The sequence below is a fragment of the Ancylobacter mangrovi genome (genome assembly GCF_024752355.1).
Lineage (GTDB): Bacteria > Pseudomonadota > Alphaproteobacteria > Rhizobiales > Xanthobacteraceae > Ancylobacter > Ancylobacter mangrovi.
The window spans coordinates 41,303-57,123 of record NZ_JANTHZ010000003.1; the positions used below are offsets into that span (position 1 = coordinate 41,303).

General features: G+C 70.8%; 11 protein-coding genes. 6 read left to right on the forward strand and 5 right to left on the reverse strand.

Annotated features, from left to right (window positions below):
- Positions 1-14 precede the first annotated feature (14 nt).
- From NVS89_RS09465 to NVS89_RS09480, 4 genes are all read left to right on the forward strand, one after another.
- The gene (locus NVS89_RS09465; protein WP_258732419.1) at positions 15-3,326 is read left to right on the forward strand and encodes a transglutaminase family protein; all 3,312 of its coding nucleotides are present in this window, start codon (positions 15-17) and stop codon (positions 3,324-3,326) included.
- A 102-nt stretch (positions 3,327-3,428) separates the two neighbouring features.
- Positions 3,429-5,945: a circularly permuted type 2 ATP-grasp protein gene (locus NVS89_RS09470; RefSeq protein ID WP_258732421.1), complete on the forward strand. Its 2,517-nt coding sequence runs from the start codon at positions 3,429-3,431 to the stop codon at positions 5,943-5,945.
- The gene (locus NVS89_RS09475; RefSeq protein ID WP_258732423.1) at positions 5,942-6,847 is read left to right on the forward strand and encodes a transglutaminase family protein; all 906 of its coding nucleotides are present in this window, start codon (positions 5,942-5,944) and stop codon (positions 6,845-6,847) included. Before NVS89_RS09470 ends, NVS89_RS09475 begins: the two co-directional genes overlap by 4 nt.
- 128 nt (positions 6,848-6,975) lie before the next feature.
- A complete protein-coding gene (locus NVS89_RS09480) occupies positions 6,976-8,334 on the forward strand; it encodes an AmpG family muropeptide MFS transporter (protein ID WP_258732424.1) in 1,359 nt (452 codons plus the stop codon).
- A 31-nt stretch (positions 8,335-8,365) separates the two neighbouring features.
- On the opposite strand, the gene NVS89_RS09485 is transcribed toward NVS89_RS09480, so the two are convergent.
- On the reverse strand, positions 8,366-9,538 hold the full coding sequence (locus NVS89_RS09485; RefSeq protein WP_258732426.1) for an acyl-CoA dehydrogenase family protein: 1,173 nt from the start codon (positions 9,536-9,538) through the stop codon (positions 8,366-8,368).
- Positions 9,539-9,674: 136 nt separating this feature from the next.
- On the opposite strand from NVS89_RS09485, the gene NVS89_RS09490 reads away from it, so the two are divergent.
- Positions 9,675-10,367, forward strand: coding sequence for a winged helix-turn-helix transcriptional regulator (locus NVS89_RS09490; protein WP_258732427.1), 693 nt, complete (start codon positions 9,675-9,677; stop codon positions 10,365-10,367).
- A 4-nt stretch (positions 10,368-10,371) separates the two neighbouring features.
- On the opposite strand, the gene recR is transcribed toward NVS89_RS09490, so the two are convergent.
- Complete coding sequence (recR, locus tag NVS89_RS09495; protein ID WP_258732428.1) at positions 10,372-10,977, reverse strand: recombination mediator RecR; 606 nt, start codon at positions 10,975-10,977, stop codon at positions 10,372-10,374.
- Positions 10,978-11,187: 210 nt separating this feature from the next.
- Between recR and NVS89_RS09500 the strand changes: the two genes are divergently transcribed.
- Positions 11,188-12,624, forward strand: a complete 1,437-nt coding sequence (locus NVS89_RS09500; RefSeq protein ID WP_258732430.1) for a sodium:proton antiporter — start codon at positions 11,188-11,190, stop codon at positions 12,622-12,624.
- A gap of 7 nt (positions 12,625-12,631) precedes the next feature.
- Here the strand turns inward: NVS89_RS09500 and NVS89_RS09505 are convergent, their stop codons facing one another.
- The 3 genes from NVS89_RS09505 to NVS89_RS09515 form a co-directional block, all read right to left on the reverse strand.
- Entirely contained in the window at positions 12,632-13,156 is a 525-nt protein-coding gene (locus NVS89_RS09505; protein WP_258732432.1) for a DUF3016 domain-containing protein, read from the reverse strand.
- A gap of 37 nt (positions 13,157-13,193) precedes the next feature.
- Positions 13,194-14,816 carry a phosphoenolpyruvate carboxykinase (ATP) gene (locus tag NVS89_RS09510; RefSeq protein ID WP_258732433.1) on the reverse strand — a complete coding sequence of 541 codons (1,623 nt, stop codon included), beginning with the start codon at positions 14,814-14,816 and terminating at the stop codon, positions 13,194-13,196.
- Between the two features lie 161 nt (positions 14,817-14,977).
- Positions 14,978-15,730, reverse strand: coding sequence for a HugZ family pyridoxamine 5'-phosphate oxidase (locus tag NVS89_RS09515; protein ID WP_258732434.1), 753 nt, complete (start codon positions 15,728-15,730; stop codon positions 14,978-14,980).
- Between the last annotated feature and the right edge of the window lie 91 nt (positions 15,731-15,821).

Sequence of the window (15,821 nt, forward strand, 5' to 3'; positions counted from 1 at the left end):
TCCAGTGGGTGCCTATGACAATCTTTGCGAGCCTGCATCACGTCACGAGCTACAAGTATGACCGCCCGGTCGCGCTTGGGCCCCAGATCATCCGGCTCCGTCCGGCACCGCACTGCCGCACCCCGGTGAAGAGCTATTCGCTGAAGGTGACGCCCGCCAATCACTTCGTGAACTGGCAGCAGGACCCGTTCGGCAACTGGATGGCCCGCTTCGTCTTCCCCGAGAAGGCGACCGAGTTCCGCATCGAGGTCGACCTGATCGCGGACATGACGGTCTACAACCCGTTCGATTTCTTCGTCGAGGAATTCGCCGAGACGCTGCCCTTCGCCTATCCCCCCGCGCTCGCCAAGGAGCTCAGCCCCTATCTCGAGGCGGAGGATGGCGGCCCGCTGCTCGACGCCTATGTCGAGAAGGTGCGCCCCGCCGAGGGCGACGCCACGGTCGACTATCTGGTCAAGCTCAATCAGCAGCTCCAGTCCGACGTGAGCTATCTCATCCGCATGGAGCCCGGCGTTCAGTCGCCGGACGAGACGCTCGATCTCGCCGCCGGCTCCTGCCGCGATTCCGGCTGGCTGCTGGTTCAGATCCTGCGCCGGCTCGGCCTCGCGGCGCGCTTCGTGTCGGGCTACCTGATCCAGCTCAAGCCGGACGTGAAGGCGCTCGACGGGCCGACCGGCACCGAGGTCGACTTTACCGACCTCCACGCCTGGTGCGAGGTCTATCTGCCCGGCGCCGGCTGGGTCGGCCTCGACCCGACCTCGGGCCTGCTGTGCGGGGAGAGCCACCTGCCGCTCTGCGCCACCCCGAACTTCGCCTCGGCGGCGCCGATCGCCGGCTCCTACGCCGCCGACGAGGACACCCGCACCGATTTCGAGTTCGACATGCGGGTCACCCGCGTGGCGGAGAAGCCGCGCGTCACGCTGCCCTTCTCGGACGACGCCTGGGCGGCGCTCGACGCGCTCGGCGACCGGGTCGACGCCGACCTCGCGGCGCAGGACGTGCGCCTGACCATGGGCGGCGAGCCGACCTTCATCTCGATCGACGACTACCAGGGCGCGGAGTGGAACACTTCCGCCGTCGGCCCCACCAAGCGCATGCGCGCCGACGACCTGATCCGCCGCGTGCGCAAGCGCTTCGCGCCCGGCGGCATGATGCATTACGGCCAGGGCAAGTGGTATCCGGGCGAGAGCCTGCCGCGCTGGACCTTCTCGCTCTACTGGCGCAAGGACGGCAAGCCGATCTGGCGCGACGCCGACCTCATCGCCAATGAGAGCCTCGCCACCGCCACGGTGGAAGATGCGCGCCTCTTCACCGAGGGCCTGTCCGAGCGGCTGGGGATCGGCAACACCTATGCCACGCCGGCCTATGAGGACCCGGCGCACTGGGTGCTGAAGGAAGGCGACCTGCCCGACAATGTCGACGCGCTCGATTCCAAGCTGGAGGATCCCGAGGCGCGCGCCCGGCTGATGCGCGTGTTCGAGCGCGGCCTCGGCCGGCCGACCGGCTATGTGCTGCCGGTGCAGCGCTGGCAGAGCCGCTCCAAGCGAAGCTGGATCAGCGAGAAGTGGCGGTTCCGGCGTGGCAAGCTGTTCCTCATGCCGGGCGATTCGCCGGTCGGCTACCGGCTGCCGCTGGCGAGCCTGCCCTGGGTGCCGCCGGCCGCCTATCCCTATGTCAATCCCGCCGACCCGATGGCCATCGCCGGCGATCTGCCGGACGCGGAGACGCTGCACCAGCTCTATCGCCGCACCTCGGTGGACGACAACCAGCAGGACCAGGTCGACCAGGTGCTGACCGGGACCGGCTCGGTGCGCACCGCGCTCGCGGTCGAGCCGCGCGACGGCCGGCTCTGCGTGTTCATGCCCCCGACCGAGCGGCTGGAGGACTATCTCGAGCTGCTCGCCGCGATCGAGGTCACGGCGGGCGAGCTGAAGCTTCCCGTCCATATCGAGGGCTACACGCCGCCCGTCGACCCGCGGCTCAACGTGATCCGCGTCGCGCCCGATCCCGGCGTGATCGAGGTCAACGTGCACCCGGCCTCGAACTGGAAGACCTGCGTCGAGATCACCCGCGACCTCTACGAGGAAGCGCGGCTGTCCCGGCTCGGCACCGAGAAGTTCATGGTCGACGGGCGCCACACCGGCACCGGCGGCGGCAATCACGTGGTGGTCGGCGGCGCCACCCCGGCGGACAGCCCGTTCCTGCGCCGGCCGGACCTCCTCAAGAGCCTCGTCATCTACTGGCAGCGCCACCCCGCGCTGTCCTACCTGTTCTCCGGCCTGTTCATCGGCCCGACCAGCCAGGCGCCGCGCATCGACGAGGCCCGGCACGACAGCCTCTACGAGCTCGAGATCGCCATGGCCAACGTGCCCGCCCCGGGCACCGGGCAGGCGCCCCCGCCCTGGCTGGTCGACCGGCTGTTCCGCAACCTCCTGACCGACGTCACCGGCAACACCCACCGCTCCGAGATCTGCATCGACAAGCTGTTCTCGCCGGACGGGCCGACCGGCCGGCTGGGCCTCGTCGAGTTCCGCTCGTTCGAGATGCCGCCGGACTGGCGCATGAGCCTCGCCCAGCAATTGCTGCTGCGCGCGCTCATCTCCTGGTTCTGGCGCGAGCCGCAGGACGGGCCGCTGGCCCGCTGGGGCACCGCGCTTGCCGACCGCTTCATGCTGCCGCATTTCGTCTGGTCCGACTTCATGGACGTGCTCGACGATCTCGGCCGCGCCGGCTACCGCTTCGACCCCATGTGGTTCGAGGCGCAGCGCGAGTTCCGCTTCCCCTTCTTCGGCCAGGTCGAGCATGGCGGGGTGAGCCTGGAGCTGCGCCAGGCGCTGGAGCCGTGGCACGTGCTGGGCGAGGAGGGCGCGGTCGGCGGCACGGTGCGCTTCGTCGATTCGTCGGTGGAGCGGCTGCAGGCCCGGGTCGAGGGGCTGAACCCGATCCGCCACGTCGTCACCTGCAACGGCCGCCGCCTGCCGCTGGTGCCGACCGGGCGCTTCGGCGAGTATGTCGCCGGCCTGCGCTTCAAGGCGTGGCAGCCGGCTTCCGGCCTGCACCCCACCATTCCGGCACATGCACCACTTACCTTCGACATCGTCGACCTGTGGTCGAACCGATCGCTGGGGGGCTGCGTCTACCATGTGGCGCACCCGGGCGGGCGCAATTACGAGACTTTCCCGGTGAATTCCTACGAGGCCCAGGCGCGGCGTCTGGCGCGTTTCCAAGATTACGGCCACACTCCCGGCTACCTGTTCGTTCCGCCGGAAGAGCCGACGCCGGAGTTCCCCGCCACGCTCGACCTGCGGCGCCCGGCCAACATCTGACGGCCGGCGGCAGGAAAGCGTGAGCGCCCCTGGTTCCTCGCACGCCCACCGCCGTCCGCGCGGCCGGCCGGCGGCGGACCCCGGGCGTGGTGTGAGGGACGGATGGGACGACGCAATGACCCCCGGGTGCGCACGCGCCGCTTCGAGGAGGAAGCAGTCGACGCGCTGCTGGCCGGCTACCAGCCGCTGCCCGGGGTCAATGACGAGCTGATCGACGCGGACGGGCGCCCGCGCGCGCACTGGACCTCGCTGCTCGCCTCGCTCGCCGAGATGGGCGTCGACGAGGTCAATCGCAGCTTCGCCTCCGCCGACCGCCAGCTCTACCGCTCCGGCGTGTTCTACCGCGTCTATGGCGATCCCAATGGCGGGGAGCGGCCATGGCCGCTGTCGCACCTGCCGCTCGTCATCGACGGCGAGGAATGGCGCGCGCTGGAGCGCGGCCTGATCCAGCGCGCGCAGCTGCTCGAGGGCGTGCTGGCGGACCTCTATGGCGAGGCCAATCTCGTGCGCTCGGGCGCGCTGCCGGCGGCGGTGGTGGCCGGCAGCCCGGAATTCCTGCGCCCCATGGTCGGGGTCGACCCGCATGGCGGCAGCTTCCTGCGGATCTACGCCGCCGATCTCGGCCGCGGGCCGGACGGGCGCTGGTGGGTGCTCTCGGACCGCACCCAGTCGCCCTCGGGCGCGGGCTACGCGCTCGAGAACCGCATCGCCATCGCCCGCGCTCTGCCGGAGCTTGCGCGCTCGCTGAACGTGGTGCGCCTCGCCGGCTACTTCCAGGCGCTGCGCGCCGGGCTGACCCGGCTCGACCGCTCGGGCGAGGGCAGGGTCGGGCTGCTCACGCCCGGCCCGCTCAACGAGACCTATTTCGAACACGCCTATCTCGCCCGCTATCTCGGCTTCGTGCTGCTGGAGGGCGAGGATCTCACGGTGCGCGACAACGTGGTCTATGTGCGCACCGTCGCCGGGCTGAAGCGGGTCGACGTGCTGCTGCGCCGCCTCGATTCCGACTTCTGCGACCCGCTGGAGCTCAACCCGCGCTCGCGGCTCGGCATTCCCGGCCTCGTGCAGGCGATCCGCTCGGGCGGCGTCGCGGTGGCGAACGGGGTCGGCGCCGGCCTCGTCGAGGCGCCGGCGATGATGGGCTTCTATCCGCGCCTCGGCGGTCAGGTGCTGGGCGAGGACCTCGACCTGCCCAACGTCGCCACCTGGTGGTGCGGCCAGAAGGCCGAGCGCGAGCGGGTGCTCGACACGCTCGACGACCTTGTGCTGTCGCCGGCGTTCCAGCGTCCGCTGCGCGGGCTGATGGACACCGGCCCGGTGATCGGCGCCGACCTCGATCCCAAGCGCCGCGCGGCGATCGAGACCGCTATCCGCACCCGCGGCGTCGACATCGTCGGGCAGGAGGCGGTGCAGCTCTCCACCATGCCGGTCTGGCGCAACGGGCGGCTGGAGCCGCGCCCCTTCATCCTGCGTATCTTCGTCGCCGCGACCGAGAACGGCTGGAAGGTGATGCCGGGCGGCTTCTGCCGCGTCTCCGACAGCCTCGACGCGCGCGCCGTCACCATGCAGAGCGGGGGGCGCTCCGCCGACGTCTGGGTGCTGGACGGCCATCCCACCGACCAGATCACGCTGCTGACCAAGACCGGGCAGAGCGAGATCCGGCGCCAGACCGGGCCGCTGCCGAGCCGCGCCGCCGACAATTTCTACTGGCTCGGGCGCTATCTGGAGCGCGCCGAGACCACGCTGCGGCTGCTGCGCACGCTGGTCGGCCGGCTCTCCTCCTCGGCCGAGGGGGGCGAGGCCTCGGTCACCAAGCTGATCGGCCTGCTGCAGTCCTGGGGCTCGATCCCCGAGGACCTCGCCCGCACCCGCCCGGCGCGGCACGCGCTGGCGGCGCTGACCCGCAGCGACCTGCCGGGCGCGCTGCCCAACATCATCGACGCGGCGCGCCAGACCGCCGCCGTGATCCGCGACCGCCTCTCGCCCGACGCCTGGCGCACCCTCGCCGACCTGGTGGCGATGACGCAGGAGCCGGTGCCCGCCGCCGGCAGCGCCCAGGCCGACGCCTATGAGCGTTCAGACCGGGCTCTGCGCGCGCTCGCCGCCTTCTCCGGCCTCGCCTCGGAGAACATGAACCGGCTGGCGGGCTGGCGCTTCCTCGACCTCGGCCGGCGCATCGAGCGCGGCATCGCGACCTGCCGCTTCGCCCGCGCCCTGGTCGGCGAGAGCCCGACCGCCGGCACGCTCGACGTGCTGCTGGAGCTGTGCGACAGCCAGATCACCTATCGCTCGCGCTACGTGATGGTGGAAAGCCGCGCGCCGGTGCTGGACCTCGTGCTGCTGGACCCGGTCAATCCGCGCGCGCTGGCGTTCCAGATCGACGCCATCATGGCCCATCTCGACGCGCTGCCGGGGCATCTGGGCGACGAGCCGCCCCCGCCGGAGGAGCGCCTCGCCGCGCGCCTCGTCGCCTCGATGAAGGCGTTCGACGCCGGCGAGTTCGACGACGAGCGGCTGCGCCAGCTCGAGGGCCAGCTCATGGAGCTCTCCAACGACGTGGCGGAGCGCTATTTCATCCACCACTCGCCGGTGGAGACGCCGTGGGACCTCATGGCATGATGTACGACATTCACCAGACCACCGCCTATTCCTATGCCCACCCGGTGCCGGTGGCGCGGCACGTGGTGCGCATGGTGCCGGTCGAGCGGGCGCGCCAGCGGGTGATCGTCAGCCATATCAGCGTCGAGCCCGAGCCGACGGAATGGACCGAGACGCGCGACTTCTTCGGCAACAAGACGCTGCATATCCGCATCGACACGCCCCATACCGACTTCAAGGTCCACACCCGCGCGCGGGTGCTGGTCGAGCCGGAGCCAGCGCGCGAGCCGGAGGCCTCCCCCGCCTGGGAGGAGGTGCGCGAGATGGCGGCCGCGAGCGACGACCTCACCGCCGCCTCGCCCGCCCACCACATCTATCCCAGCCCCGCCGTCGTGCTCAGCCCGCCGATCACCGACTGGGCGGCGCAGAGCTTTGCCGCCGGCCGGCCGATGCTGGCCGCCGCGATCGAGCTGATGCACCGGCTGCATGACGAGTTCACCTATGATTCGCGCGCGACCGACGTCTCCACGCCCGCGCTGGAGGCGTTCGAGATGCGCGCCGGGGTGTGCCAGGACTTCGCGCACATCATGATCGCGGGACTGCGCGGGCTCGGCCTTCCGGCGGCCTATGTCAGCGGCTTCCTGCGCACCGAGCCGCCGCCGGGCGAGGAGCGGCTGCAGGGCGCCGACGCCACCCATGCCTGGGTGATGGTGTGGTGCGGGCCGGAGATCGGCTGGCAGGGGCTCGATCCCACCAACGCGCTGCTGGTCTCGACCGACCATGTCGTGCTGGCGGTCGGGCGCGACTATGCCGATGTCGCACCGATCGGCGGGGTGCTGCTCGGCTCGGGCCGGCAGAAGCTCGACGTCGCGGTCGACGTGATCCCGATCGACATGCCGGACGCGAGCGCGCCCGTGGTCTGACGCGACCATCGTCTGGCGTGGGGACCGCATTCGCGATTCAACCGGACACCAAAGCACTCTAGACATAGACGAGCAGGAAACCCGAATCGCCCCGGCGCGGCGCGCCCGGCGACAGAGCGCGAGCCGCCATGACCGAAGCCGCCCCGCAGGACGCACGGCCCGCCGCAGCCGAGGAGGATGACGGCTTCCTCGCCAGCCTCGCGGTCTATCTGCGCCCGCGGGTGCTCATCGTCATCCTGCTCGGCTTCTCCTCCGGCCTGCCGCTGGCGCTGTCGGGCGCGACGCTGACCATCTGGATGGCCGAGGCGAAGGTGAATCTCGGCACGATCGGCCTCTTCGCGCTGGTCGGCGTGCCCTACAATTTCAAGTTCGTCTGGGCGCCGCTGGTCGACGCGCTCGACGTGCCGCTGCTCGGGCGGTGGCTGGGGCGCCGGCGCGGCTGGCTGGTCTTCACCCAATTGCTGCTCGCGGTCGCCATCGCCTGGCTCGGCTTCCAGGATCCGGTCCTGGCGCCCTGGCACGTCGCGCTGGGGGCGCTGCTGGTCGCCACCGCCTCGGCGACGCAGGACATCGTGGTCGACGCCTTCCGCGTCGAGAGCCTCGAGACGCGCGAGCAGGCGGCCGGCATGGCGGGCTACGTCGCCGCCTACCGGGTCGGCATGCTGGCGTCGGGCGCGGGCGTCGTGCTGCTGGTGGCGTGGTTCGAGGTGCTCGGCGCGCCGCATGCGGATGTCTGGTTCTACGGCTATCTCGCCGCGGCGCTGATGGTCGGCGTCGGGCTCGTCGCCTCCCTGCTGGCGACGGAACCGGCGGGCGAGCCGGTGATCTCGCACGAGGTGAACGTGTTCCGGCGCATCGCGCAGACGGCGGCCGGCGCGTTCGGCGCGTTCCTCTCCCGCCACAGCGCCATCGCCATCCTCGCCTTCGTGGTGCTGTTCAAGTTCTGCGACGCCTTCGCCGGGGTGCTGACCGGGGCCTTCGTCATCGACATCGGCTTCGACAAGGCGGCCTATGCCGGCATCGTCAAGGGCGTCGGCTTCGCGGCGGCGCTGCTCGGGGGCTTCGCCGGCGGGATGATCGCGCGGGCGCTGCCGCTTTCCACCAGCCTGTGGATCGCCGGCGTGCTGCAGATGGCCTCCAACCTCGTCTTCTCCTGGCAGGCCTGGGTCGGGGTCGATCTCGGCGCGCTGACGCTGACCATCGTGGTCGAGAACTTCACCGGCGCCATCGGCACGGTGATCTTCGTCGCCTACATCTCCGCGCTGTGCGGCGACCGCGCCCACACCGCCACGCAGTATGCGCTGCTGACGGCGCTGGCGGCGGTGGGCCGCACCTTCCTCGCCTCCGGCGCCGGCTTCATCGCCGAGGAGACCGGCTGGATCGCCTTCTTCGCCGTCACGGCGCTGGCGGCGCTGCCGGGGCTCGCCCTGCTGGCCTATCTGCAGGCGCGCGGCCATTTCCGCGAACTGGCCGGCGCGGGCAGATAGGCCCCGGTCTTTCCGCCGCCCGCCGCCCCGCTCAGAACACCGTCGCCGTCGGCAGGCCGAGCGCGCTCGCCCCGGCATAGAGCGATTGCGGGCCGGACTGCAGCGGATGGTAGCGCGCGCCCTGGATGTCGCGGAAGCGCCGCTCCAGCGCCGCCGAGCGGTAGAAGGACTGCCCGCCCGCGACCTCCATGGCGAGCTCGACGGCCTTGATGGCGTGCTGCGCGACCAGCGTCCGCCCGATCATGACCTCGTTCACCGTGTCCGCCGAGGGCGCGTTGAGCGCGATCTGGTCGAGCATCCAGCGATGGGCGAGCTGGGCCGCCCGCAGCTCCGTGTCCATCCGCCCGGCGAGGGCGACGTCGGGCTGCGCCTTCCGCGCGGCGAGGGAGACGGCGATGTCGCGCGCGCTTTCCGCCACGCCGACATAGACCGAGTAGATCAGCGGAAGCGCGATGGTGGCGATGATCTGGAACACCGGATGCCACTCGCCGGCCTTGCGGGTGAAGGCGACGCTGGCGTCGGGAATGAGCAGATTGTCGATCACCACGTCGTTCGAGCCGGTGCCGCGCATGCCGAGCGTGTGCCAGGTATCCTCGATATGCACGCCGGGCGACTTCATCGGCACGCCGAAATGGACGACGGAACGGCCGCCCTGCTCATCCTCGTGGATGGCCCCGGTCATCAGGATGTCGCCGGCCTCGGCGCCGGAGGTGAAGATCTTGCGGGCGGTGACGCGGTAGCCGCCGTCCACCTTCTCGGCCCGGCCCGAGCCGCCGATCCAGTCGGAGCCGCCGGAGGAGAGCAGCATCAGCCGCTCGCTGGCGATCCGCTTCAGCAGCGGCTCGACGGCGGCGACCTTCTGGTGCCGCCAGCGCCAGGCCGGAATGGCGACCTGGTGCGTGTGCATGGAGAAGGCGAGCGCGGTGGAGCCGCAGGCACGGGCGAGCACGCGCAGCATCTCGGCGAGCTCGGGAATCTCCGCGCCGCCGCCGCCGAGCTCGCGCGGCACGCCGGCCTCCCGCAGCCCCGCCTTCTTCAGCAGGGCGTAGTTCTCGGCGACGAAGACCTCGTCCTGGTCGACCGTTGCGGCGTGCGCGGCGATCTCCGGCGCCAGGCGGTGCGCGATCGCCACCACGTCGACGGGCGGTTCGGGGTGGTGATCGATGGGCGACAGGGGCGTTTCCGATACCGTTCTTAGGGACATGGCACCCTCCAAGGTGTGACGCCCGAGGATCGCGCCGCCACCGGGGAGGGGTCCAGTTCAGCAACTGTACTGGCGACGTTTCCCGCCGCCCGCCGATCGGATACGATGGAGCGGCACGAGACGGTCAGGTGTCGAGATGGAAGAGCGCGGCAGTTACGGCCAGTTCTGTCCGGTGGCGATGGCTTCGGAAATCCTGTGCAGCCGCTGGACCACGCTGGTCCTGCGCGAACTCCTGTGCGGCAGCACGCGGTTCAACGATCTCCGGCGCGGCGTGCCGAAGATGTCGCCGGCGCTGCTGTCCAAGCGGCTCAAGGAGCTGCAGCAGGCCGACGTGATCACGGTCTCGCGCCGGCCCAACGGCTCGGTCGAGTATCACCTGTCCGAATCCGGCGAGGAGCTGCGCCCGCTCATCATGGGGCTCGGAAGCTGGGCGCAGAGCTGGATCGAATCGCGGCTGTCGCTGAAGAACCTCGATCCCTCGCTGCTGATGTGGGACATGCGCCGCAACATCGATCTTCAGCTCATGCCGGCCCGGCGCTGCACGATACAGTTTCTGTACCCCGAGCTGACGCCCTCGCAGAAGCGGTGGTGGCTGGTGGTCGAGGGCGGTGCGGTGGACCTGTGCAATTTCGATCCCGGCCACCAGCTCGACCTCTTGGTGACGAGCTCGCTGCGGTCCATGACGGCGATCTGGATGGGAGTGAGCACCATCCGCAAGGAAGAGGAAAGCGGCGAGCTCGAGATCGACGGCGACCCGGCGCTGGCCCGCTCCATGCAGCAATGGCTGGGGCTGAGCCCCTTCGCCCATCAGCCGCGGCGGGTGACCTGAGCGGCTAGAGGCTGGTGCGGGCGCGAATGGCGGCGGCGAGGGTGCCTTCGTCGAGATAGTCGAGCTCGCCGCCCACCGGCACGCCATGGGCGAGGCGCGTGACCTTCACCCCCGACTCGCGCAGCAGGTCGGTCACGTAATGGGCGGTGGTCTGCCCGTCGACCGTCCCGCCGAGCGCGAGCAGCACTTCCTTGATCGCGCCCTCGTGCACGCGCCCGACCAGCGAGGCGAGGTTCAGGTCGTCCGGCCCGATGCCGTCGAGCGGCGACAGCGTGCCCCCGAGCACGTGGTAACGTGCGTTCAGCGCCCCGGCCCGCTCCAGTGCCCACAGGTCGGACACGTCGGCGACGACGACCAGCAGGTTCGGGTCGCGTGTGTCGTCGGTGCAGATCGAGCACGGGTCGCGTACGTCCACATTGCCGCAGACCCGGCAGGTCGCGATCTTGCCCAGCACGTCCTCCATCGCCGACGCCAGCGGGCCCATGAGCTGCTCGCGCTTCTTGATGAGCTGCAGCGCGGCGCGGCGCGCCGAGCGCGGGCCGAGCCCCGGGACCCGGGCCAGGAGACTGATCAGGCGTTCGATTTCGGGACCGGCGACGGCACGCGGCATGGCATCCTCACGGCCGGCGACGTCCCGGCGGGTTCCGGTCTAGCGCACCGGGGCGCGCGGCGCCAAGCGCCACATTCGCTCGCATGTGCCTCGTTCGGCCTGCCGGACGGGCAATCACATCGCCAGCAGTGAAATCCGGTTTCGCTCGACACCGCGGTGGGGCGTTGATAACCGGGAGGCAACGGATAAGAGAGCCTCCGGGGAGAACCGATGACGACGACGAAAGCCGCCGCCAGAGCCGCCGTATTCCTTGCCGCCATTCTGTCATTCGCGGCGCCGGCGCACGCGGCGGAAGGCGCCGGCATCGACGGAGCCGCCCTCTCGCTCGCCTGGGGCATTCCCTTCGCCGGCATGCTGCTGTCGATCGCGGTCGTCCCGCTGCTCGCCGGCAATTTCTGGCATCACCACTATGGCAAGGTGGCGCTGTTCTGGGCGCTGGCCTTCCTCGTGCCGTTCACGCTTACCTTCGGCACCGGCACCGCGAGCTACGAGGTGGTGCACGCCGCGCTGCTCGAATACCTGCCCTTCATCATCCTGCTGTTCACGCTGTTCACCATCTCGGGCGGCATCCTGCTCACCGGCAACCTGCGCGGCAGCCCGGAGGTGAACACGGTGATGCTGGCGATCGGCACGGTGCTGGCGAGCGTCATCGGCACCACCGGCGCCTCGATGGTGCTGATCCGCCCGCTGCTGCGCGCCAATGACGAGCGGCGCTACAACGTGCACACGGTGGTGTTCTTCATCTTCCTGGTGTCGAACATCGGCGGCTCGCTGACGCCGCTGGGCGATCCCCCGCTGTTCCTCGGCTTCCTGAAGGGCGTCGGCTTCTTCTGGACCACCGAGCACCTGTTCCACGACACGGCGCTGATCGCCGTCATCCTGCTGCTGTGCTTCTACCTGCTGGACCGCTACTTCTACGCCCGCGAGGAGAAGCTGCCGCCGAAGGAGGACCCGACGCCGGACACCGAGCGGCTCGGCCTTCGCGGCCTGCGCAACCTGCCGCTGATCCTCGGGGTGATCGCCGCCATCCTGATGAGCGCGCTGTGGCAGCCGGGCATCGAGTTCAACATCCTCGGCACCCACCTGTCGCTGCCCTCGCTCGTGCGCGACGTGCTGCTGCTGGTCTTCGCCGGCATCTCGATGTGGATCACGCCGGCCTTCATCCGCGAGCGCAACGGCTTCGACTGGGAGCCGATCCGCGAGGTGGCCAAGCTGTTCGCGGCGATCTTCCTCACCATCATTCCGGTGATCGCCATCCTCAAGGCGGGCATGGACGGCGCGCTTTCGCCGCTCGTCGCCCTCGTCACCGGGGCGGCGGGCGAGCCCTTCAATGCCGGCTATTTCTGGATGACCGGCCTGCTGTCGGGCTTCCTCGACAATGCGCCGACCTATCTCGTCTTCTTCAACCTCGCCGGCGGCGACGCGGCGACGCTGATGGAGAAATACGCCACCACGCTGGAGGCGATCTCGGCCGGCGCGGTGTTCATGGGCGCGCTGACCTATATCGGCAACGCGCCGAACTTCATGGTGCTGGCCATCGCCCGCAGCCGCGGCGTCGCCATGCCGAGCTTCTTCGGCTACATGGCCTGGTCGTGCCTGTTCCTGCTGCCGTGCTTCGCGCTGCTGACCTGGCTCTACTTCCTGTAGGCCGGTCTCAGCTCGCGGGCGGGAGGCGGCCCGGCGCGGCGCCGCCGAACCGGGCGCGGAACCAGTCCGCCAGCATCGCCTTCTCGAAGCGCAGCGGATCGAGCGAGCGCACCGCGGACGGGTCCGACAGATAGTCGATGCTGCGGATCGTCTCCTCGCCCCGGGCGAGGGTCCGGCCGCCGCGCCGCAGCGTGTAGCGCAGCCGCATCGAGGGCCAGGTGTCGGCGCGCATCACCCGCAGCGTGCCGGAGGGCGCGCGCACGGGGTTGATCTTGCCGGCGAGGTCGATGTCCAGCACCGCGACGTCGAGATCGTCGCCGCTCGCCAGCCGCTTCTCCGCCAGCTTGCCGATGATGCGCTCGAGGCCTTCCAGCGTGAGCCGCTGGTCGACCGGGCCCCAGCCGAGATTGCCGTCCGTGTAGGTCTGCGGCGCGAGGAAGGTCACGCGCGTCTCGGCGCGGGCCATGGCCATGGCCGGCAGAAGGCCGGTGGCGGTGAGCGCAAGGACCAATGCTGCGGGACGGGGGGACATGCGCGCCTCCGGGCCGTGGGAGGCGCGCAGTCTGGCACTACTCGGCGGCGATGGCGAGGCGCGGCTGGGCGTGGCGCACCTCGTCGTCGACCGCGGTCTCGAAGCGGGTGAAATTGTCGGTGAACATGCCGACCAGCCGCCGCGCGGTCATGGCGTAGTCCATGCGGCTCGCCCAGGCGCGGGACGGGTCGAGCAGGCGCGCATCGACGCCCTCGACGGCGGCGGGGATGGCGAAGCCGAAATAGGGATCGGTGCGCATCTCGGCTTCCGCCAGGCTGCCGTCGAGCGCGGCTGCGACCAGCCGGAGCGTGGTCTCGACCGGCACCCGCGTGCCCGTGCCCGCCCGGCCGCCGGTCCAGCCGTTATTGACCAGCCAGCAGGCGATGTCGTGCTCGGCGATGAGATTGCCCAGCATCTGCCCGTGAAGCGAGGGCTGGCGCGGCGCGAAGGAGGCGGCGAAGCCGGCGTGGAAAAGCGCCTGCGGCTCGCCAGCGCCGTTCGGCCCCTCGGCGACCTGGCCACTGTAGCCGGACAGGAAGTGGTACATCGCCTGCGCCGGCGTCAGCCGGGCGATCGGCGGCATCACGCCGAACGTGTCGCAGGTCAGCATGAACAGGGCGCGCGGCGTGCCGGCGCGCCCGCTCGCATCGGCATGGGCGATGAAGGCGAGCGGGCAGGCGGCGCGCGCGTCCTGCGGATGGGCGTGCAGGTCCGGCACGCGGGTGTCGGGGTCGAGCGGGACGTTCTCCAGCACCGTGCCGAAGCGCTGCGCGGCGGCGGCGATGGCCGGCTCGCCCGCATCGAAGGCGTGGGTGATCGAGGTGTCGGCGATCCGGCCGTAGCAGCCGCCTTCGAGGTTGAACACGCCCTCCGGCGACCAGCCGATCGCGCCGTCGCCGATCAGCCGGCGCGCCGGGTCGGCCGTGAGCACGCTCTTGCCGGTGCCGGAAAGGCCGAGGAACAGGGCGACGTCGCCCGCTTCGCCCACATTGGCCGCGCCCTCGAGGGGGAGCACGCCGCGTTCGGCAAGGAGATAGGCGACATAGTCGACGATCGCCTGACGGATCTCGCCGGCGTCGAGCGTGCCGGCGATCAGCACCAGCCCTGCCGCGAGGTCGCCGGCGACGACCGCGTTCTCGCTGACGCCATGGCGCTCGGCCTCGATGCGGAAGCCCGGCGCGCAAAGGAGGGTGAGCTGCGGCGCGAAGGCGAGCAGTTCCTCATGCTCCGGCTGGCGCAGCATGTTGCGGGCGAACAGGCTCTGCCAGGCGTGCTCGGTATAGACCCGCACGTCGATGCGGCGGGCCGGGTCGGCGCCGGCGTGAAGGTCCTGCGCGAACAGGGTCCGGCCGGCGGCGTGGGCGAGGATGTCTTCCTTCAGCGCCTCGAAATGCTCGCGCGACAGGGCCTCGGTGCCGTCCCAGGCGATGCTTTCCTCGCTCGCCTCGTCGCGCACCACGCAGCGATGCACGGGGCCGCGCCCGGACTGCGGGGCGGGCTCGGCGGCCAGCGCGCCGGTGGCGGTCAGCCGGGCCTCGCCGCGGGCGACGGCGCGCTCGTAGAGAACGGATTCGGTGAGATTCCAGAAGACCTTGCCGGGGCCGGCAAGGCCGGACGCGGCGGCGTCGTGATCCTGGTTGCGTATGCCGGTTTGGTGCAAGGTCGGCTCCTCCTGACGCGTGACATGCAGGGGCACCGTGCGCGCCCACTCGGGCGTTTTGGCTGAAATTCCGGGTCCACAGTGTGGCGAAACCACGCCGAAGCGATGATGCGCGCCGATGCCGCGGCGGGCTGTGGATATCGCCGCGGGCCGCTCGCGAACTATTGCGGGGAGTCGATGCTGGCGCCGCGCGCGGCGTTGGCGAGCTCGACCAGCATCTCGCGCATGCCGCGCGCGCTCGTGACACGGCGGGGGAAGGCGAGGCGGCGCACGTCGAGCCCGGCCATCAGCTCGCAGCCTTCCGGATCGATGCCGATCATGCGCCATTCACCGGGGCCGGCGCCGAGCAGCTGCATGGCGTAGAGCTGGACGGCGTCGGCATGGTCGGCGTTCATGTGCGCCACCGCGCCGGCCTCTGCGGCGAGGAGCTCGTCGGCCTCCGCCAGCTCCGTCAGCAGCTCCGGGCCTTCCACATCGGTGATGCGCCCGAAGCCGGCGACGAGATGGGCGGAGTGCGGCATCAGGCGGTAAAAGGCGAAGTCGGCGAAGTCCGCGAACCCCTCGGCGTCGGGATGGCGGGCGAGGAAGCGGCGGCGGGCGGTGCCGGTGTCGGCGATCCGCTCGATGCGCCCCTTCAGGCTGGCGCGCGCGCCCTGCAGCTCGTCGCCGTGGCGATGCTCGTCGACCAGCAGGGAGACGCGCGGGTCGCGCCCGAGATTGCGGGTGTGGCGCGCGAGGCCTGAGAGCAGGAACACCGGCGAACCGTCATTGAGGGGGGCGACCTGCACCAGCGAGGCATAGGGCGCGCCGTCCTCGTCGAGGGTGGCGAGGGCGCCGGTGCGCGCCTCTCGCAGCAGCCGCCGGACCGCGGCGGCCGGCTGGAATCCGTCCTCGGGGCGCGGCGCGGCAGGCATGGCGGTCTCCTCAGGCTCGACAGGGCAGTCGTGCGCCAGCGCGGGCGCTTGCGTCAAGCACCGCCGCCGGATTGGCTATGTGCCTCGAAAC